This is a genomic window from Bradyrhizobium sp. AZCC 1610 (assembly GCF_036924515.1).
In the GTDB taxonomy this organism is placed as follows: Bacteria; Pseudomonadota; Alphaproteobacteria; order Rhizobiales; family Xanthobacteraceae; genus Bradyrhizobium.
Genome location: NZ_JAZHRR010000001.1, coordinates 3,387,998 through 3,404,023 on the forward strand (window position 1 = coordinate 3,387,998; position 16,026 = coordinate 3,404,023).

At 63.9% G+C, this 16,026-nt stretch carries 14 protein-coding genes and 3 pseudogenes; 8 read left to right on the forward strand and 9 right to left on the reverse strand.

Annotated elements, in window-relative coordinates; genetic code table 11:
• Positions 1–13: 13 nt before the first annotated feature.
• Together V1279_RS16785 and V1279_RS16790 are read right to left on the reverse strand one after the other, a co-directional pair.
• On the reverse strand, positions 14–214 hold the full coding sequence (locus V1279_RS16785) for a hypothetical protein (RefSeq protein ID WP_334437814.1): 201 nt from the start codon (positions 212–214) through the stop codon (positions 14–16).
• Between the two features lie 97 nt (positions 215–311).
• Positions 312–710: a RidA family protein gene (locus tag V1279_RS16790; protein ID WP_334437817.1), complete on the reverse strand. Its 399-nt coding sequence runs from the start codon at positions 708–710 to the stop codon at positions 312–314.
• A 157-nt stretch (positions 711–867) separates the two neighbouring features.
• Here V1279_RS16790 and V1279_RS16795 point away from each other — a divergent pair, with 157 nt between their 5' ends.
• Positions 868–1,746 (forward strand): DMT family transporter, encoded by an 879-nt coding sequence (locus V1279_RS16795; RefSeq protein ID WP_334437819.1) that lies wholly within the window; start codon positions 868–870, stop codon positions 1,744–1,746.
• A 176-nt stretch (positions 1,747–1,922) separates the two neighbouring features.
• A complete protein-coding gene (locus V1279_RS16800; RefSeq protein ID WP_334437820.1) occupies positions 1,923–3,347 on the forward strand; it encodes a caspase family protein in 1,425 nt (474 codons plus the stop codon).
• Between the two features lie 95 nt (positions 3,348–3,442).
• Here the strand turns inward: V1279_RS16800 and V1279_RS16805 are convergent, their stop codons facing one another.
• Together V1279_RS16805 and cysK are read right to left on the reverse strand one after the other, a co-directional pair.
• Complete coding sequence (locus V1279_RS16805; protein ID WP_214490211.1) at positions 3,443–3,682, reverse strand: BrnA antitoxin family protein; 240 nt, start codon at positions 3,680–3,682, stop codon at positions 3,443–3,445.
• Positions 3,683–3,684: 2 nt separating this feature from the next.
• The gene (cysK, locus tag V1279_RS16810) at positions 3,685–4,662 is read right to left on the reverse strand and encodes a cysteine synthase A (RefSeq protein WP_334437824.1); all 978 of its coding nucleotides are present in this window, start codon (positions 4,660–4,662) and stop codon (positions 3,685–3,687) included.
• Between the two features lie 246 nt (positions 4,663–4,908).
• Here cysK and V1279_RS16815 point away from each other — a divergent pair, with 246 nt between their 5' ends.
• The gene (locus tag V1279_RS16815; RefSeq protein WP_334437827.1) at positions 4,909–5,124 is read left to right on the forward strand and encodes a hypothetical protein; all 216 of its coding nucleotides are present in this window, start codon (positions 4,909–4,911) and stop codon (positions 5,122–5,124) included.
• A 70-nt stretch (positions 5,125–5,194) separates the two neighbouring features.
• Here the strand turns inward: V1279_RS16815 and V1279_RS16820 are convergent, their stop codons facing one another.
• Both V1279_RS16820 and V1279_RS16825 read right to left on the reverse strand, forming a co-directional pair.
• Positions 5,195–5,518 carry a helix-turn-helix transcriptional regulator gene (locus V1279_RS16820; protein WP_334446430.1) on the reverse strand — a complete coding sequence of 108 codons (324 nt, stop codon included), beginning with the start codon at positions 5,516–5,518 and terminating at the stop codon, positions 5,195–5,197.
• A 45-nt stretch (positions 5,519–5,563) separates the two neighbouring features.
• Positions 5,564–5,809 (reverse strand): annotated as a pseudogene (locus V1279_RS16825) (Ada metal-binding domain-containing protein); the annotation flags it as partial.
• A 55-nt stretch (positions 5,810–5,864) separates the two neighbouring features.
• Here V1279_RS16825 and V1279_RS37860 point away from each other — a divergent pair.
• Positions 5,865–7,025: pseudogene (locus V1279_RS37860) on the forward strand (MFS transporter); the annotation flags it as partial.
• Between the two features lie 67 nt (positions 7,026–7,092).
• Here the strand turns inward: V1279_RS37860 and thrS are convergent.
• Both thrS and tgt read right to left on the reverse strand, forming a co-directional pair.
• Positions 7,093–8,310, reverse strand: coding sequence for a threonine--tRNA ligase (gene thrS, locus V1279_RS16835; RefSeq protein WP_334437832.1), 1,218 nt, complete (start codon positions 8,308–8,310; stop codon positions 7,093–7,095).
• A gap of 307 nt (positions 8,311–8,617) precedes the next feature.
• The gene (gene tgt / locus V1279_RS16840) at positions 8,618–9,751 is read right to left on the reverse strand and encodes a tRNA guanosine(34) transglycosylase Tgt (RefSeq protein WP_334437835.1); all 1,134 of its coding nucleotides are present in this window, start codon (positions 9,749–9,751) and stop codon (positions 8,618–8,620) included.
• A 291-nt stretch (positions 9,752–10,042) separates the two neighbouring features.
• On the opposite strand from tgt, the gene V1279_RS16845 reads away from it, so the two are divergent.
• From V1279_RS16845 to V1279_RS16860, 4 genes are all read left to right on the forward strand, one after another.
• Positions 10,043–11,134 (forward strand): patatin-like phospholipase family protein, encoded by a 1,092-nt coding sequence (locus V1279_RS16845; protein ID WP_334437838.1) that lies wholly within the window; start codon positions 10,043–10,045, stop codon positions 11,132–11,134.
• Positions 11,135–11,480: 346 nt separating this feature from the next.
• Complete coding sequence (locus V1279_RS16850) at positions 11,481–12,221, forward strand: TetR/AcrR family transcriptional regulator (protein WP_334437841.1); 741 nt, start codon at positions 11,481–11,483, stop codon at positions 12,219–12,221.
• 253 nt (positions 12,222–12,474) lie between these two features.
• Positions 12,475–13,092 carry a PepSY domain-containing protein gene (locus V1279_RS16855; protein ID WP_442894782.1) on the forward strand — a complete coding sequence of 206 codons (618 nt, stop codon included), beginning with the start codon at positions 12,475–12,477 and terminating at the stop codon, positions 13,090–13,092.
• A 247-nt stretch (positions 13,093–13,339) separates the two neighbouring features.
• Positions 13,340–14,365: an aspartate-semialdehyde dehydrogenase gene (locus V1279_RS16860; RefSeq protein ID WP_334437847.1), complete on the forward strand. Its 1,026-nt coding sequence runs from the start codon at positions 13,340–13,342 to the stop codon at positions 14,363–14,365.
• Positions 14,366–14,473: 108 nt separating this feature from the next.
• Here the strand turns inward: V1279_RS16860 and V1279_RS16865 are convergent.
• Positions 14,474–15,774 (reverse strand): annotated as a pseudogene (locus V1279_RS16865) (PQQ-dependent sugar dehydrogenase).
• Positions 15,775–16,026 lie beyond the last annotated feature (252 nt).

Genomic DNA, 16,026 nt, shown 5'->3' on the forward strand with positions numbered 1-16,026 from the left:
GGCGATTGTCCTTTCAACTCGTCTTCGGTTTTTCGAGCTTCGCCGCGGTCTCCTTGATCGTCTTGGCGATCAACAAGGCCTGCTCCTTGTTTAACGCAAAATCCTGCACGCCCCGGTGCGTGGTCAGCGACAGCACCATAATGTCGGGCTGGTGCTCGGGCCAGCCGGTTGCGAAGGCGGTCACGAAGTCTGCAGAGGTCGATCGAGTGGTCATTGGCTCACGATATCCTTTTGTCTTTGCTGGCGCGCTTATTGAAGCAGACGGCGCTTGGCACTTGTCTTGGCAGTTGTCTTGGCGCTTGTGACGTCAGTTACGCCTTGGGCACGAAGGCGGTAACTTCGATCTCGACTTTCGCCCGCTGGTCGACCAGCCCGTCGATGTAGAGCAGCGTCGATGGCGGGAAATTGCGCCCGAGTGTTTCCTTCCAGGCTGCACCGATGCCGGGAGCTGCGGCTTCGTATTCGCTGCGGCTGGTCAGGTACCAGGTCAGGCGCACGATGTGCTCCGGTCCCGCGCCGGCTTCTCCAAGCAGCTTGACGACGCGCTTCAGCGCGGTGCCGACCTGGGCGGCCATGTCAGGGGCATAATCGCCCTTCTCGTCGCCGCCGGTCTGGCCGGCCAGCACGATCCATTTGCCTGAAGCGTCGACCTCGACACCGTGCGAGAAGCCGCGGGGTTTCGACCATTCGGCCGGTTGCAAGATACGCATGCGTAAGTCCTCCTTGAGACCGCCGCTCCTTAGCACTGAACCGGCAGCCGCTCCCACAGCGAAATTGCGACGCGCATCGCTGCCCCGCCGCATATGCGCATTGCAAATTGTGGCGCGCTCGCCGATACCGGCCTGCCCCAACCCCTCAGCTTGCCGAATGGACCGCACACAATCCAAAACCCTGGCCGCGCTGTGGATGGCCGGCTGGCTCTCCCTGATGCTGATCATAGCGATCGCCGGGCGCGAGGCGGCGCGCGAGATCAACGTGTTCCAGCTCATGGAGACGCGCTCGGTCCTCGGCTTCCTGATGCTGTACCCGCTGATCCGCGCCAGCGGCGGATTTGGCATGATGAAGACGACGCGGCTGCCGCAGCACGTGGCGCGCAACCTCATTCACTACGGCGCGCAGCTCGGCTGGTTCTTTGCGCTGACGCTGATCCCGATCGGCCAGGTGGTGGCCATCGAATTCACCATGCCGATCTGGACCGCGATCCTGGCCGCGACCTTTCTCGGCGAGCGCATGACTATCTGGAAGATCGCGGCGATCATGCTCGGAATAGTCGGCGTCGTCGTGATCGTTCGCCCCGCCACCAGCGAGGTCAATCCGGGGCAGCTGATTGCGCTGGCGGCCGCAGTCGGGTTCGGCGTGTCGGTCGCGATGGTCAAGTCGCTTACCCGGACCGAGCAGACGCTATCGATCATGTTCTGGATGCTGGTGGTGCAATCGGCGGCTGGTTTCTTTCCCGCGCTCTACGTCTGGACGTGGCCGCCAAGCTATCTCTGGGGCTGGGTCGTGGTGATCGCGTTTTGCGGCACGTTCTCCCACTACTGCATGGCGCGCGCGATGCTGCATGCGGATGCCACCGTGGTGATCCCGATGGATTTTCTGCGGGTTCCCCTGACCGCCGCCGCCGGCTGGCTGATCTATTCGGAGCGGCTCGATCTGTTCACCGTGCTCGGCGCCGCGCTGATCCTCACCGGTAATCTGTTGAACCTGAAACCGAATCCTTCGACTAAAGCGTCCGCCCAAAACTGAACTTTATTTGCCGGGCTGTGATCTAGATCACGCCACGGTGCGTGTCGCGACGGTAACGGATGGCTCCGGATTTGGTTGTCGCGCTGCTTTTTTGTGGCGCGAAGCGGGCGGTTTTCTGTAATGTCCAGCCAGCGTTAAAGCCAAAGCCTTTTATCGATTCTGCAGGGGGATTTCCTATGCGCTACCCAACCCTCATTTTGTCCGCCATCTGCATGCTCTTTACGGCGGGCGCCGCCAGCGCCGAGAAGCGTGTTGCCTTCGTCGTCGGTAACGGCGCCTACAAGAATGTAGCACCGCTGCCGAACCCGTCGGTCGATGCGAAGGCGATCGCCGCGACCCTGCGCAATGTCGGATTCGAAGTGGTCGAGGGCTCCAATCTCACGCGCGACAAGATGACCGAGCGGCTGCTCGACTTCGGCAAGAAGGCGCAAGGCGCCGACGTCGCGCTGTTCTTCTACGCCGGTCACGGCATTGCCATCTCGGGCACCAACTATCTGTTGCCGATCGACGCCGACATCAAATCCGAAATGGACGTCAAGCTCGGCGCCGCGATCAATATCGACCTCACGCTCGAGCAGACCATGGGCGACGCCAAGGTCAAGCTGGTGTTCCTCGATGCCTGCCGCGACAACCCGTTTGCGGCCAAGATCAAGTCGAACTCCGCGACCCGCAGCGTCAACGTGCAAACAGGTCTCGCCGAAATGAAATCCGGCGAAGGCACGCTGATCGCGTTCGCGACCGGCCCGGGCCAGACCGCGCTCGACGGCCAGGAAGGCGGCAACAGCCCGTTCACGCGCGCCCTGCTCGCCAACCTCACCCAGCCCGGCGTCGAGATCCAGCAGGCGATGACCAAGGTCCGCGCCCAGGTCAATGAGGAAACCAGCAAGGGACAACTGCCCTGGGGTCACACCAACCTGATCGGTTCGGTCTACCTGAACGGCGCACCCGCGCCCGGAGCCGTCGCGGCTGCAGCGCCAGCAGCGGGCGCTTCAAAAGCGTCGGACGTCGAACTGGAGTTCTGGCGCTCGATCAAGGATTCCAACAAGCCGGAAGAGCTCAATGCCTATCTGAGCAACTACCCGAACGGTCAGTTCCGCTCGCTGGCATTGTCGCGCATTGCGTCGCTTGAGAGCGGCGCGAAGGATGCAACCCGCAACCTGAGCACGGGCATTGACCCCGCGACCTTCAAGGAGGAAGCGAACCAGACCACCGAGGACCAGATCGGCCTCGACAAGGGCCAGCGCCGCGACGTGCAGCGCCGCCTCACCGGGCTCGGTTTCGACACCAAGGTCAGCGGCCAGTTCGATCAGGCAACCCGCGGCGTGATCACGCGCTGGCAGGCCGCCCGCGGCTATCCCAAGAGCGGCTACCTCAACAGGCTGCAGCACAAGGCGCTGCTGACGGAGATCGTGGCAGCCGCGCCTACCGCGAGTTCCGACGAGGAGCGTCCCGCTCCCAAGCGCCGCGCCCCCAGCACCGTTCAGGCGCAGCCTCAAGGGCAGTCGCAGCCACCGCCGCAGCGCCAGCACAGCAACCCCGGCCCCGATCCGGCCGGCGCCGGGCGCTTCATCGGCGGCGTCGTGGGCGGCATGCTGCGCTAAACCCCAACGCGACCCATCTACAAAACGGCCCGGGGTTCATCCCGGGCCTTTTTCATTCTCCGCTTCGCAAAATCAAAATGCGTGCTCGCGGCGATCTATTTGCCCGCGGCCTTTCGCAATGCCTCGTTGATGCGGTCCTGCCAGCCGGGGCCGCCTTCCTGGAAATATTCCAGCACATCCTGATCGATGCGCAGCGAGACCAGTTCCCTCACGCCGGGAAGCCGGGGCGTCTTCGGCGGCGCTTCCGCCACCTTGGTGGTAGTGCGCTTGAACGCGGCCTCGGCCTCGGTGCGCGCGTCGTTCAGGGTTCTCGGCCGCCGCGGCTGGTCCGCCATCGCTAGATTCCTTCAAACAGTGCGGTTGACAAATAGCGCTCGGAGAATGACGGCACGATCGCGAGGATGGTCTTGCCGGCGCTCTCGGGGCGCTTGCCGATTGCAAGCGCCGCCGCGATCGCGGCGCCCGAGGAGATGCCGCCGGGAATGCCTTCCATGCGCGCCAGCGCCCGCGACATCTCGATCGCCGTCGGGCCGTTGACCTTGACGATCTCGTCAATGACCGAACGGTCCAGAATGTCCGGAACGAAGCCGGCGCCGATGCCCTGAATCTTGTGCGGCGTATGCTGCCCGCCCGACAGCACCGGGCTTTCCTCCGGCTCGACGGCGACCACCCGCAAGGTAGGCTTGCGTGGCTTCAGCACCTGTCCGACGCCGGTAATGGTGCCGCCGGTGCCGACGCCAGCTACGAAGAAATCGATGTTGCCGCCGGTGTCGTTCCAGATTTCCTCGGCCGTGGTACGGCGGTGAATTTCGGGATTGGCGAGGTTCTTGAACTGCTGCGGCATCACGGCGTTGGGCGTGGTCCGCACCAGTTCCTCCGCGGTCGCGATCGAGCCCTTCATGCCTTGGGCTGCCGGCGTCAGGATGATCTCGGCACCGAGGAAGGCCAGCATCTTGCGCCGCTCGATCGACATCGACTCCGGCATCACCAGTTTCAGCCGGTAGCCGCGCGAGGCCGCGACAAAGGCCAGCGCGATGCCGGTATTGCCGGAGGTCGGCTCGATCAGCACCGTGTCGGCATTGATCACGCCGGCCTTCTCCATCGCGATCACCATCGCCGCGCCAATGCGGTCTTTGACGCTTGCGGCGGGATTGAAATATTCGAGCTTGGCGAGGATGGTTGCGCTAACACCGTGCGCCTCCGGCAATTTGCGCAAGCGGACGATCGGCGTGTCGCCGATTGCATCGACGATGGAATCAAAAACCCGGCCCCGCCCAGGACGTTGCACTGCACTCGTTACTGACGACGCATCCATCTCAACACTCCTGTAACAAATCATGTGCGGGGAATTGACGGCTCTCCCTACTTAGGAGGCGGTCGCATTGATGCGCAAGCCGGAAGTGCCGGAGCCGAAGAGTTCGCTGCATTGCAAAACAAGAACATCGCAAATATCGCGAAATGAACTCATTTGTGTTGCGACATCGTCAAGGGTTTTGGTTATACTTTCGTCGCGAACTGAGCCAGAGGTCCCCAGAAGTTCAGATCGCGAAGGAGGGTCACGATGCCAGCTATTGCTGAAATCCTGTCGACCGTAGCGTATAAGCCCGATCCACGCGGCTGTGATTTGCCGACGTGCCCTGTGTGCGCTGATACCATGGTGGCTGCGGAAGCTTCCGCCTACCTCAACGACAACGTGATCAGCTATCTCTGGACCTGTGACACCTGCGGTTACGGTTTCGTGACCAAGCACTCGATCAAGAGGTTTGCCTGTAATTGATTCAAACTATCGTTAGAGCAATGTCACCGCGCGCCCAACTGGCGCGCGTTTGTTTTTGGTCCTGAAATTTCTATCCGTTCCGCTGCGCCCGCCGAATTTCGGTCGGGCGACGCTTGTACACCTCCGCAAAGACCGCATTGAAGCGGCGCAGGCTGCGGAACCCCGCCAGCAGCGCAATCTCGATCATCGGCAATTTGGTATCATCTAAAAGTCGCTTCGCCCGCTGCACGCGTGCCGTCTTGGCAATCTGAGCGGGGCTGGCGCCGAGATGCTTGTCGAATAATCGGGATAGATGCCGCGGCCCCACCCCAAGGCTGGCGGCGAGCACTTCAACCGGCGCGCGATCGAGTGCGCCCTCACTGATCAGCCGGACCGCACGTTCGACGGTGGCCAATGAGCCCTTCCATGCCGGAGAGAACGGCGCCGTCTCCGGCCGGCAACGCAGGCACGGCCGAAATCCAGCGCGCTCCGCTGCCGCTGCCGATGGATAAAAGGACACGTTTTCCGGCTTCGCGGGGCGAACCGGGCAGACCGGACGACAGTAGATGCGCGTTGTCCTGACACCTGAGAAGAACTGACCGTCAAATCGTCGATCACGGCTGACGCGCGCCCTCTCGCAGGCTGCTACGTCCAGGTTGCCAACCCTGGTCCTTGCCGACGACCGAGTCCGAATGCGGCGAGCCATCGCACACTCCCGATGTTACGTCGCAGCCATAATATGTTTCGGGAGCACGGAAACAATGGTCGCCGCCGCGGGCCAGTTCTTTGGATGGTCGGTTGCCTGGTCAGCGTTCGCAATCGCCGTGTTTGCCTGGGGCACCGGCTTCTATGGCCCCTCGGTGTTTCTTCAATCGCTGCACGAAACGCGGGGCTGGCCCATCTCGCAAATTTCAGTGGCCATTACCGCCCACTTCCTGCTCAGCGCGATCGTCATCGCCTGCGTGCCGGAGATTCATCGCCGACTTGGAATCGCCAAAACGACGTTCCTTGGCGCGGTCCTCACGGCGGCTGGCCTCATCTTGTGGTCCGGCGCGCGCGAGCCGTGGCAGTTGTTCGCCGCGGCAATCCCAAGCGGAGCTGGTTGGGCCATGACGAGCGGCGCTGCGCTGAATGCCATCGTGGCAAGATGGTTCGATCGTGACCGGCCGATCGCGATAGCGCTTGCATTCAATGGTGCCAGCGTCGGCGGCGTGCTGTTCGTGCCGATGTGGGTCTGGTTGATACGATCGATCGGATTTCCGTCCGCAGCGCTTCTCGTCGGCGGCTGCATGGTCGCCACGGTCGCTTATCTCTGCGTCAGGTTCCTGGCCAAATCTCCCGAAGACATGGGGCTAGCGCCAGACGGCGAGGCGTCGCATCAGGCGAGCGCGAGGCCGCAGCCGAGACGGACCCGCATCGAGATCGTTCAAAGCTGGTGTTTCATCACGATTTCGGCAGCTTTCTCGCTCGGACTCTTTGCGCAGATCGGCCTGCTTGCCCACCTGGTGGCTCGTCTTACGCCGGAGCTTGGAATTGAGCATGCCGGGTTTCTTGTCAGCCTGGCAACGGTATGTGCCGTCATTGGCCGGACCGCAACCGGCAAGTGGATTGGTGAGCATGATCGCCGGTTCGCCGCTGCCGCCAACTTTGCCGTGCAGATCGGCGGTGTCCTGTTGTTGATTTTCTGTAGCGGATCGGTGGCTCTCACGCTTGGATGCGTTCTCTTCGGTCTCGGAATCGGCAATCTGACCTCGCTCCCGCCATTGATCGTACAGAAAGAATTCGAACGCGCGGATGTCGCCACCGCGGTGGCGCTGATTATCGCGATCAACCAAGGGGTATTTGCATTCGCACCTGCAATCATTGGCGCGATGCGTGACATGACTGCCAATTATCAGTTGCCGTTCGCGCTCATTGCCCTGATCCAACTTCTGGCAGCAGTAATTATCCTGCTTGGCCGGCCGGAGGTCCACACGCGCTCAAGCGACTTCACCCTAGCGCGGCTTCAGCCACAAGGGCGCCCGGCCGGGCCCTCGCCTGCAGGCGGGACACCGCCTCGGCCAGCGGAACGTCGGCCTGTGAGCCGTCGCGCTCGCGCAGGCACACCCGGCCGTCCCTCATCTCGCGCCCGCCGACGATCGCCATCACCGGCACCGCCATTTCATGCGCGGCCAAGATGCGCCGCGAAAGGGTATCGGCGCCGTCATAGGCAACGGCCCGGATCCCGGCATCCTCGAACGCCGCCAGAACTTCCGCGCCATATCCGGCCTGGTCTTTCGAGATCGGCGCGACCGCGACTTGGTCCGGTGACAGCCAGAACGGCAGCACGCCGCCATGGTGCTCGAGCAGGATCGCGATCATGCGGCCGAGCGATCCGAAGATGGCGTGGTGGATCATCAAGGGCCTCGCGCGGCTGCCGTCGGGGGCGACGTAGGACGCCTCGAGCCGCTGCGGCAGCACGCCGTCAAGCTGCACTGTGCCGCACTGCCAGGATCGTCCCAGCCGGTCACGCAGCGCGAATTCCAGCTTCGGTCCATAGAACGCACCTTCGCCGAGATTGATTTGAGGCGCGAGGCCGCATTGCCGCGCGGCATCGCCGAGCTTCGCCTCCGACCAGTCCCAGGTCGCGTCGTCGCCGGCACGCACCACCGGCCGCGTCGCCAGCGCCACTTCGTAGTCGGGAAAACCGAGGTCGCAATAAACCTCGTCAAGCAGGGCGATGAAGCGCGCGACTTCGCCCTCCACGTCCTGCTCGCGGCAGAACACGTGCGCGTCGTCCTGCTCGAAGGCGCGCGTCCGCATGATGCCGTGGAGCGAACCGGAAGGCTCATTGCGGTGGCACGCGCCGAACTCCGCATAGCGGATCGGAAGCTCCCGCCACGAGCGCAGCCCCTTGTTGAAGATCTGCACGTGGCACGGGCACGACATCGGTTTCAGCGCCATCGCCAGCTCGCCGTCGTCGATCCGGAACATGTGCTCGCCGAACTTGTCCCAGTGGCCGCTGCGGCCCCAGAACTCCTGCGGCAGCAGCTGCGGCGTCCGGACCTCGGCATAGCCGGCGCAGCGCATCTTGCGCCGGAGATAGTCCTCCAGCACCCGGTAGACCGCGTAGCCGCGCGGATGCCAGAACACCATGCCCGGCGCATCTTCCTGAAGGTGCCAGAGTTTGAGCTTCACGCCGAGATTTCTGTGGTCGAGATCGTCCATGGCTGTGTTTCCTTGCGATTGGAAAAAGCGCGGACGGGGACCATCAAAAACCAGAAAAGGCCCCGTCCGTCGCCGGCGGGGCCTTTTCTGGGTGAAGTACGCTTGTCTCTAGCGCGCGCAACCAGCAGGCGATCCGCCGTAAGCGGTCGCCGTGGTGGTCAATGCGGCTGATCGAAGCTTATTCATGCCCTGTATATGGCGGCAAAACGCTCAGGCGTCAACGCCAGCCGCCTGGCGTCGCGGAATATGGATGATGCGCGGGGACATCAACGCTCCTGCGGCGGATGATCTGGCTTCTGGTCAGGCTCTAGCGCGGCGGTATATCGCCCTTCGCCCAACCGGCGCGCGTACGTTCGCGGAAGCTGGCAAAAATTCCCTGTGAAATCGCTTCGCGCATGCCCCGCATCAGGTGCTGGTAATACGCCACGTTGATTTCCGACAGCAGCATCGCGCCGAGCGTCTCGCCCGACCGCACCAGATGATGCAGATAGGCGCGGGAATAGTCGCGCGTCGCGGGCCATTCGCTTTCCTCATCGAGCGGCCGCGGATCATCGGCATGGCGGGCGTTGCGCAGGTTGATCTGGCCGAACCGGGTGAACGCCATGCCATGACGCCCATTCCGGGTCGGCATCACGCAGTCGAACATGTCGATGCCGCGGGCCACGCTTTCCAGCAGGTCCTCCGGCGTGCCGACACCCATAAGATAGCGCGGACGATCGGCAGGCAGCGCCGGCGCGGTTTCCTCGACCATCGCAAGCATCACCGCCTGCGGCTCGCCGACCGCGAGCCCGCCGATCGCGTAGCCGTGGAAGCCGATCTCGACCAGTCCGCGCGCATTGATATGTCGCATCGCGGGAATGTCGCCGCCCTGCACGATGCCGAACAGCATGTAACCATCGGGCGCGGTCTCGAACGCCCGCTTGCTGCGCTCGGCCCAGCGCAGCGACAGCCGCATCGCGCGCTCGATGTCGTCGCGCGTAGCCGGCAGCCGGACGCACTCGTCCATCTGCATGGCGATGTCGGCGCCGAGCAGCCGCTGCACCTCGATCGAACGCTCCGGCGACAGCTCGACCTTGGCGCCGTCGATATGCGAACGGAAGGTCACGGCCTTCTCGCTCACCTTGCGCAGATCCGACAGCGACATCACCTGGAAGCCGCCGGAGTCCGTCAGCATCGGGCCGTTCCAGCCGGTGAAGGTCTGCAGGCCCCCCAGTGCGGCGATCCGCTCGGCGCCCGGCCGCAGCATCAGATGATAGGTGTTGCCGAGCACGATGTCGGCGCCGGCATCGCGCACCTCGCGCCAGTGCATGCCCTTCATCGCCCCCGCGGTGCCGACCGGCATGAAGGCCGGCGTGTGCACCATGCCGTGCGGCGTGGTGAGACGGCCGGTGCGGGCTGCGCCATTGGTGGCGAGCAATTCGAAATGATTGGGAAGACTCATGGCGCTGCTTATTGCGTGCCGGGAACGGCCAATCAACCGCCCAGTGCGGGCGCTCCGACCAGTCCGTGCCCCACGCCGGACACAATTAGCCCTCGCTTGTTAAATAAAACGATACCGTATAGTTTTATAAATGGGGCAGGACGGACGCCGCTGGCGATGAGGCCGGCGGCGGCAAGTGCGTGTGTACACGGTAACTGACGACGAATGCCCTCCCCCTCTTTCCTGACTGGATCAATCCTCTCCGACAGCCGGATCAGGAGGACAGGCTCACGCCTGCTCAGGTCGGCCGTCTTGCTGTGCAGCCTCGCGCTAGCCGCCTGCACGTCGCTGCCGCGGACGCCCTACAGCGCTGCGGATGCCTCAGGCTCCCGCGTGCTCGATATCGACGGCCTGCGGCGCTACACCGACGAACCCGTCACAAAATTCCGTTTCGAGAAAGACGACCTCTCCTCCACCAGGACCTATCTCGCGCTCTCCGGCGGCGGCGCCGATGGCGCCTATGGCGTGGGCGTGTTGAACGGCTGGACCGCGGCCGGCACCCGCCCGGCCTTCTCGGTCGTCTCGGGCGTAAGCACCGGCGGCCTGATTGCGCCGTTTGCGTTTCTCGGGCCCCAATACGACGACACGCTGAGGGAGGTCTACACCAGCGGGATAGCTTCGAGCCTGCTCAATGATCCCAGCATCATCCGCGTGCTGTTCGGATCCGGCCTGTTCGGCAATACGCGACTGCGCGAGCTGGTGGCCCGCTATGTCGGGCCGGAGATCCTGGCCGCCGTCGCCCGCGAGAATGCCAAGGGCCGAAAGCTGCTGGTGGTGACGACCGATCTCGACACCCAACGCACGGTCGTTTGGGACATGGGGAAAATCGCCGCAGTCGGTTCGCCCGAGGCGCTGCGCCTGTTCCGCGACGTGATGGCGGCCTCCGCCAGCATTCCCCTGGTGTTCCCGCCGATCCTGATCGAAGCCGAGGGCCAAGGCCGGCGCTTTGAGGAGATGCATGTCGACGGCGGCGTGACCGCTCCGGTCCTGACGCTGCCGGATGCCCTGCTCTTCCAGGGACGTCTGCCCGGAAACATCCGGATGAACATCTACATCCTCGTCAACAAGAAGCTCGAACGAACTTTTGAGCTCGTGCCCAACAGCACGATCGACGTCGCCTCACGCAGCCTGTCGTCGATCACCCAGTCCCAGACGCGCTCGGTCATCTTCTCGACCTACGATTTCGCCAAGCGCAATAGGTGGGGCTTCCATCTGTCCTACATCGCGCGCGACTATCCCGCATCGCACTCAGAGGGATTCGACACCGCCTATATGCGCGCCCTTTATCAGCATGGCTACGAGAAGGCTGCGTCGGGCCGCGCCTGGACCTCGATGCTTCCGTGAGCCACGCAGGACGGGACGATGACCTGCTTGGACGATATGGCCAATTCGGCGGGAGGGCATGGGCGAGCTGTCGCGTGACATTTCATCCTCCGTATCCCGGACGCGACGCGGCACCATCAGAGCGTTTACGCGCGTCTTCGACACGCTATGGTGACGCGGCGCAGAGCCGGGACCCATCGCAACATAGTGGGCCCCGGATCAGCAGCGCACCACGCCGCCAAGACGCGGCGCGCTGCGCAGCATCCGGGGAACGGAGAGCGGTTTCGGCCAGATTCGCCATGACGTCCCTCTTGCTGCGCGTTATAGAGCATTGACTGATATCACGACCGCGCAGGAATCAATGGGCATGGGATTGACTGCGGCCAAGGCCAAACCGGCAAGACGAGACGTCCCGAAGTCGCGTGGCGGCCGGCCGACGAAAAGCGGCGCCATCGAGCGCGATCAGCGGCTGATCGAAGTTGCCACCCGTCTTTTTTTGGACCGGGGCTACGATGCGACCTCGCTTGATGCGGTTGCGGAAGCAGCCCGGGTCAGCAAGCCCACCGTCTATTCGCGCTACGGCGACAAGCGCGGGCTGTTTGCGGAGGTGCTGAGGCGCGAGATTGCGCGCTGGCTTGCGCCGCTTGCTGAAGCGGCGGAGGCGCAGATCACGCGTGCCTCGGACATTTCGGTCGAGCAGCGCCTGATAGAGGTCGGGCGCGAGATGCTGACGTTCACCTGCGGACCCGATGCCGTCGCGTTCAGCCGCATGATGACGTCACAGGCCATCAACTTTCCCGACATTGCCAAACTTGGCAAGGAAGAAGGCTGGTTGAAGGCCGTTTCCACGACCGCGCGCTTCTTTGATCGTTTGGTCGCACAGGGCGCTATGGACGTCGAGGATACCGGCATCGCGGCTGAGGTCTTTCTCGACGTGGTCGTCGGTCACACCCACCGCATGGCGACGTTCGGAACGCCGCTGGAGATGAAGTTCGCCGAAAAACGCATGCGATCGGCGATCAGGCTGTTCCTTGCCGGCGCGCTTGGACCATCGAGCCGCGTTCAGTCCATCCCCAAGGGAACCATTCGGCGGCGCCCTTCCCGCTGACAATTCCGTGAGAACGGAAGTTTCACGTGCTTTACGCCATGCCGGCATCTTGACCCAACAAAACGATACGGTATGGTTTTGTTATGAGCGGAGTGCGGGTCCTGCTTTCACCAGTCCCAGCGGCTCGCGCCGCTTCGATCGCCGCAAACCGCCGTTTGCAGCGTTCCGCGGCCGACCCCGTATGCCTCCAAGGGGTCGGCCGCGCTTTCCTAGAGACGATCCGGCCCGTCCGCCAGCAGAGACAGGCTCTAAGATGGAGACTGCAAACATGCGTACGCCCCGTTGGAGACAGTTGCTTGCAATCGTCCTGGTGGCGATCATCCTCCCTGCCCCGGTCCATGCCAACGCGTCGTCGACCGACGAGCAAGCCTCGCTCCGCAATGAAGCCGGCGATGGCGCCGCGTCCGACCAGCAGGCGGTCAGCCGCGAGCTCGCGATTTTCCGCGGGTCGGCCGTCTCGCTGAGCCAGGCGATGGCCATCGCCGAAGCCCTGCATACCGGCGCGACGACCGCCGATGTCAGCTTCGACGGCGCGTCGGATTCACCGGTCTACCGGGTAAAGACCCTTCACAACGACCGCATCTGGCAACACGCCATCGACGCCACGACTGGCAAGATTGTCGGCGGCGAAGCCGCTCTGCCCCTGAAGGAGCTCGATGCCGAGGACCGCAGCAACCTCGTTGCACTCAAAACGATCCGGCACCGCTTGGCGGATGCCGTTCGCGTGGCCGAGCGCGCGGCGTCGGGCAAGGCTGTCAGCGGCGGCCTGATCCGCGAACGCGGCCGGCTGAATTTCGCGATCGTCGTCATGAGTGGCAGCGACCTGAAGGAGGTCATCCTCGAGCCTCATGGCGGTGCCGGCCGGCGATGACCGGACCCGTCAGTAGCAACCCGGATGAGGCTAAAGCCCGTTGACGGCGGCGCCAAGCTGCCGCATAAGTCCGCGCCATGACGACTTCGACCAAAGCGACCGCGAAAACCAAAGCACCCTCTGGGGGCTCGGGAGCCGTGCGCGCGTAGTCGAACGATCGCATTATCTGAACCGAAGCCCCGCCTGAAAAGGACCGGGGCTTTTTTATTGCCCGCAGCGTTGATGCTTAACCAAAGAGGATAGACCCGTGAGCCACGAACCCGTTGTTGCCATTGCCGGCGTAACCGGAGCTGTCGGCGCCGAATTCATCGCCACCATGGACAGGCGCGCCTTCCCGGTCGGCAAGCTCAAGGCGCTGGCCAGCGCCCGCTCGGCGGGCAAGACCATCGACTTCCGGGGCAAAAAGATCGTGATCGAGGAGCTCACCGAGCAGTCGTTCGAGGGTGTCGACATCGCGCTGTTCTCGGCCGGCGGCGGCATTTCGCGCAAGTTCGCACCGGCCGCCGTGAAGGCCGGCGCCATCGTGATCGACAATTCCTCCGCCTTCCGGATGGACCCGAACGTGCCGCTGGTGATCCCGGAGATCAATGCGGGCCGCATCCGGGAGCACAAGGGCATCATCGCCGTTCCGAACTGCTCGGCGATCACGGCGCTGGTGCCGCTGTGGCCAATCCACCGGCAAAACCGCATCAAGCGCATGATCGTATCGACCTATCAGGCGGCGAGCGGCGCCGGCGCGGCTGCGATGGAAGAGCTCGTGGAATCAACCCGCGCCTATCTCGACGGCCGGCCGTTCACGCCAAAGGTGATCCCGCTCCCCTACGCCTTCAACGTCTTCAGCCACAACACGGCGATCGATCCCGAGACCGGCTACAACGACGAAGAAACCAAGGTGATCAAGGAGACCCGCAAGATCTTCGAGGACGAGCGGATCGCGATCGGCGTCACCTGCGTGCGCGTGCCGGTGCTGCGCGCGCATTCCGAGGCGATCACGTTCGAATGCGAAAGGCCGATCACCGAGGACGAGGTCCGCGCCATCCTGGTCAACGCACCGGGCGTCAAGATCGTCGACGACCGCGCGAAGAATTACTTCCCGATGCCGATCGACGCGTCAGGCCAGGACGACGTTCTCGTCGGCCGTATCCGCCGAGATCTCAGCGATGCCTCAGGCCACTCGATCTCGATGTTCGTGTCAGCCGACCAGCTCCTGAAGGGCGCGGCGTTGAACGCGATCCAGATCGCGGAATTGCTGCCGCAGCGCGCGATGGCGTGAGGCTTGGAATCGTAGGGTGGGCAAAGCGAAGCGTGCCCACCATTCAGATTGACGGTGCAGAAAGATGGTGGGCACGGCGCAAGTGCGCCTTTGCCCACCCTACGGCAGCTACGCACCCGTCACGCGCCAGATGACGTTGCCGACATCATCCGCCACCAGCAGCGAGCCGTCAGGGCCGAGCGTGACGCCGACCGGTCGCCCATAGGACACTTTCTCATCCGGTGCGAGAAACCCGGTCAGAATATCCCGCGGCGGGCCGGAGGGGCGCCCGTTCTCGAACGGCACGAACACGACCGCGTAGCCGCTCAGCGTGCTGCGATTCCAGGAGCCATGCTGGCCGATGACCATGCCGTCCGGAAAGCCCGGCAGCGTGCCTGATGGCATCCAGCACAGGCCGAGCGAGGCGGATGGCCGCCGAGCGCATAGTCCGGTTGGATCGCCTTCGCGACCATGGCCGGATCCTGCGGCACGCGGTCGTCCACCGTCTGCCCCCAGTAGCAATAGGGCCAGCCGTAGAAACCGCCGTCGCGCACAGAAGTCAGATAGTCCGGCGGCGTCTCGTCGCCGAGGCCGTCGCGTTCGTTGACGACGGTCCAGAGCACGCTTGTGTTGGGCTCCCATGCGAGGCCCACGGCGTTACGCAGGCCGCCGGCGAAGATGCGGCTCGTGCCGCCGGCTAGATCGAGCTCATAGATCGCGGCGCGGCCTTCCTCGACCTCCATGCCGCTCTCGGCGATGTTGCTGAGCGAGCCGACACCGGCATAGAGTTTTTTGCCGTCCGCGCTCGGCAGCAGGCTCCGCGTCCAGTGCCCGCTCGGCTTGAACGCCACGAGCTTACGCCCCTCAGCCGTGATGCGGTCCGCGCCCGCGGCGTATGGAAAGGCGACCACGCCGTCGGTGTTGCCGACATAGAAGGTGTCGTCGACCAGCGCCATGCCGAACGGCTGGCTTAGCCCTTCCATGAAAATCCCGCGTCCCTCGGCAACGCCGTCACCGTCGCGATCCCTCAACAAGGTGATGCGGTCAGCGCTGACGCCCAGCGCCGCGGCCCGCCGCATCGTCGCCTGCATCGCATAGTGGAACACGTTCCTGGGCGGTCCCGCGATCTGCGTGGATTCTGCGATGAGCACGTCGCCATTGGGCAGCACGTTGATCCAGCGCGGGTGGTCCATATCTTTCGCAAACGCGTTGACCTTGAGCCCGGGCGCCGCGGTTGGCTTCTGCCCGTCGCTCCACCCTTGCGCCGTCGGCATCTTGAGCGTCGGGATGGCACCTTGCGGCTTCGCCGCCGGAATCGCCGGCGCGTTACCCCAGGCCGGCGCGTGCGCGGATCCCTGCAGACGGCGCCACAGCAGCGCAACGGCGCCGATCAGCGCGACGACGCGCGCGAAAATGCCCGATATGTTCATGAAGTTCTCCAGATGATCGCGCGCACCCTATCCGACCGAAGGAACCGTTGGAACCTCATCGTCGAGGTACGAAAGCGCCGGCGCACGCCGCGCACGCGCGCATGGTGGCAACGGTGCAACAGCACACGTGAGATGCCTGGAAGCCGGTAGTTATACGATCTTGGCGACAGCGGCCGAATCGAGGACACAGATATTGGCGCTTTATTGTCAGAGCGCTTCCTCCCTGAACCTTTAGCCCGCCCAATTGGCGGG

Excerpts from the sequence above, each read along its gene's own strand:
- V1279_RS16785 (WP_334437814.1), bottom strand. The coding sequence starts at position 214 with ATGACCACTCGATCGACCTCTGCAGACTTCGTGACCGCCTTCGCAACC.
- V1279_RS16790 (WP_334437817.1), bottom strand. The coding sequence starts at position 710 with ATGCGTATCTTGCAACCGGCCGAATGGTCGAAACCCCGCGGCTTCTCG.
- V1279_RS16795 (WP_334437819.1), top strand. The coding sequence starts at position 868 with ATGGACCGCACACAATCCAAAACCCTGGCCGCGCTGTGGATGGCCGGC.
- V1279_RS16800 (WP_334437820.1), top strand. The coding sequence starts at position 1,923 with ATGCGCTACCCAACCCTCATTTTGTCCGCCATCTGCATGCTCTTTACG.
- V1279_RS16805 (WP_214490211.1), bottom strand. The coding sequence starts at position 3,682 with ATGGCGGACCAGCCGCGGCGGCCGAGAACCCTGAACGACGCGCGCACC.
- cysK (WP_334437824.1), bottom strand. The coding sequence starts at position 4,662 with ATGGATGCGTCGTCAGTAACGAGTGCAGTGCAACGTCCTGGGCGGGGC.
- V1279_RS16815 (WP_334437827.1), top strand. The coding sequence starts at position 4,909 with ATGCCAGCTATTGCTGAAATCCTGTCGACCGTAGCGTATAAGCCCGAT.
- thrS (WP_334437832.1), bottom strand. The coding sequence starts at position 8,310 with ATGGACGATCTCGACCACAGAAATCTCGGCGTGAAGCTCAAACTCTGG.
- tgt (WP_334437835.1), bottom strand. The coding sequence starts at position 9,751 with ATGAGTCTTCCCAATCATTTCGAATTGCTCGCCACCAATGGCGCAGCC.
- V1279_RS16850 (WP_334437841.1), top strand. The coding sequence starts at position 11,481 with ATGGGATTGACTGCGGCCAAGGCCAAACCGGCAAGACGAGACGTCCCG.
- V1279_RS16855 (WP_442894782.1), top strand. The coding sequence starts at position 12,475 with ATGGAGACTGCAAACATGCGTACGCCCCGTTGGAGACAGTTGCTTGCA.